The 2,661-nt window shown below is 66.3% G+C and carries 3 protein-coding genes; all 3 read right to left on the minus strand.

Annotated elements, in window-relative coordinates; all coding sequences use genetic code 11:
* Positions 1 to 111: 111 nt before the first annotated feature.
* Genes KBC96_15560 through KBC96_15570 form a run of 3 tightly spaced genes read right to left on the minus strand, consistent with a single transcriptional unit; the run spans position 112 to position 2,632 of the window.
* Positions 112 to 1,287, minus strand: coding sequence for a mannitol-1-phosphate 5-dehydrogenase (locus KBC96_15560; GenBank protein MBP6965811.1), 1,176 nt, complete (start codon positions 1,285 to 1,287; stop codon positions 112 to 114).
* Positions 1,288 to 2,238, minus strand: a complete 951-nt coding sequence (locus KBC96_15565) for a transketolase family protein (GenBank protein ID MBP6965812.1) — start codon at positions 2,236 to 2,238, stop codon at positions 1,288 to 1,290.
* A complete protein-coding gene (locus KBC96_15570) occupies positions 2,231 to 2,632 on the minus strand; it encodes a cytidine deaminase (GenBank protein ID MBP6965813.1) in 402 nt (133 codons plus the stop codon). The genes KBC96_15565 and KBC96_15570 overlap by 8 nt, the downstream gene beginning before the upstream one ends.
* Positions 2,633 to 2,661: the final 29 nt, after the last annotated feature.

A 2,661-nucleotide genomic window follows, 5' to 3' on the forward strand; every position in this document is an offset into this window, starting at 1 on the left:
AGCCCCGAGTGTGCCGGTGAATGACGGCACGTATCGAAGGGCGTTCTTGCGGCGCCAGGCCATCCTTCGATACACGCCCGGAGGCGCACTCAGGACTGACGGGTTACTCTATCAATGCTCAGCTCTCAGACGCTCATACTGCTCACGGATCATCCCGGCCAGCCGGGACGCCGGGTCCAACCCGCAGACCTCGCGGAACACCCGGTCGAGGCCGCCGCCGCCGATCATCTCCTGCACCTCCAGCGCCGCCGGGTCGTCCGGGTTGTCAAATAGCAGGGCCGCCGCCGTCCCGACGCAGACGTTGGTCGGCTCGACGCCGTACTCCAGGCAGAGCTTCCCCCCGCCTATCATGCGGTCCTCCGGCCCCAGCTTGCGGATCGGGTCGCGGCCGACCCTCGTCACCTGGTCGCCGAGCGCGACGTTGCCGAACCGCTCGAGCAGGTCGTCTATGTGCGCCTGATGCTTCTCCGGCGCGAACCCGTGCCGCTCGATGAGCGCCTTCCCGGTCTCCGCGAGGGCGGCCTCGGTGATTCTCCGGACCCGCGGGTCGCGCATGGACTGCCAGGTGTATTCGTACCCCTTCAGCCAGCCGAGATAGGCGGAGGTCGCGTGCCCGAGGTTGTGCGTGAAGAGCTTGCGCTCGATGTACGCCGCGAAGTTGTTGTAAGGCTCGAAGCCGACGATCCTCGGCACCTCGCCCTTGAATCCCCTGCCGTCCACCGGCAGCCGCTTGTAGGCCTCCACGATGATGAGCAGCGGGTCGCGCTTCTTCTGCTCCTCGGTCATCACCGGCACCATCCGGCTGACGACCGACCCGACGAACCCGATGCGCTCGTCCATGTACGCGGCGTACCGCGAGGGCAGGGCGTCGAGGATGTGCCCGCGCAGGGTCTCCCCGGCGGTGATCAGGTTCTCGCAGATGATGATGTTCAGCGGCTCTTCGATACCCGCATCGGCCCTGAGCTCGATCCCCCGGGCGATCGCCGGGGCGACGTGCCTGAGGACGTTCACCCCCACGGCGGTGCAGACGAGCGAGGAGTCCCTGATCTCCCGCGCGACGGCCTCGCGGTCGGAGCCGTGGACGGCGCGCACGTTAGTGATGGTGACTGTCTCGGGGTGTTCCGACGCGATCTCGATCGGGTAGCTCCGCCGCTCGTTGATCAGGTCCACCACCTCGTCAATGACGTCAACGAAGACGACCTCGTATCCCGACTCGGTGAAGAGCTGGGCGGTGAAGCCGCGGCCGATGTTTCCCGCGCCGAACTGAACGGCAGTCCCGGCGGGCATCTACTTCAACTCCTGTTTGCGCTCGACCGCCAGCCTCGCCGCGTCAACGATGTCCTCCGCCGTCATGCCGTACTTCTCGAGCAGCAGGTCAGGCTTCCCCGACTCGCCGAAGACGTCCGGCATCCCCACGCGCTCGACCGGCACCGGGCAGCCGTCCGCGAGGGCCTCCAGGACCGCGCCTCCCAGCCCGCCGACGATGCTGTGTTCCTCGGCCGTCACCGCGCATCCGGTCTTCAGGGCGGAGGTCAGCACGGTCTCCGCGTCGAGCGGCTTGATCGTCGAGACGTTGACCACCTCGGCGGATATCCCTTCGGCCGCGAGCGTCTCGGCGGCGTCCAGGGCGACCGCGGTCATCATGCCGCACGCGAAGATCGAGACGTCGCCGCCCGGGCGCATCACGACGGCCTTGCCGATCTCGAAATCGTAGTCCTCGCTGAAGATGACGGGTATCTCGGCCCGCCCGAGCCGGATGTAGACCGGACCCTTGAACTCCGCCGCCGCGAAGACGGCCTTCTTCGTCTCGACGCCGTCGGCAGGGACGATCACCGTCATGTTCGGCAGGGCGCGCATCAGGGCGATGTCCTCGTTCGCCTGGTGGGACGCTCCGTCCTCGCCGACGGTGATCCCCGCGTGCGTCGGGACGATCTTGACGTTCAGCTCCGGGTAGCAGATCGAGACGCGGACCTGCTCCCAGGCGCGCCCGCTCGCGAACACGGCGAACGTGCTGACGAACGGGATCTTGCCGCACGTTGACATGCCCGCCGCCGTGCTCATCATGTTCGCCTCGGCGATGCCGAAGTTGAAGTGCCGGCCGGGAAACTCCTTCTTGAAGACGTTGGTCTTGGTGGACTTGGACAGGTCGGCGTCGCATGCGACGACGTTCGGGTTCGTCCTGCCGAGTTCGGCAAGCGCGCTGCCGTATGCGTCTCTTGTTGCGATCTTATCAGCCATCGGTGTTCTCCATTCTGAATGCGTTCGGGAGCAGCTCGTCGAGCGTGTGTGTCTCCACTCCCTCGTCTGAAACCAGATAGATGCAAAGCGGCCCGTCTTTGGGCGCGAACTCCGCGAGGACCTGCCTGCAAGCGCCGCAGGGTGGGGCGGCCTCTCCCGTCGAGCACGATATCGCCACTGCCTTGATTGCCTGCTCGCCCTCGGAGACGGCCTTGAAGACAGCGACTCGTTCCGCGCATACGGACAGCCCGTAGGAGGCGTTCTCCACGTTGCAGCCGGTGTAGATCCGCCCGCTCGCTCCGAGTACCGCCGCCCCGACCCGGAACCCGCTGTACGGAGCGTACGCGTTCTCCATCGCCTGCTTGCTTGCTTCGATCATTTCATTCAAAGCCATATCAACCGCCGATGAACGCCGATGGACGC

The sequence above is a fragment of the Armatimonadota bacterium genome, assembly GCA_017993055.1.
GTDB lineage: Bacteria > Armatimonadota > UBA5829 > DTJY01 > DTJY01 > JAGONM01.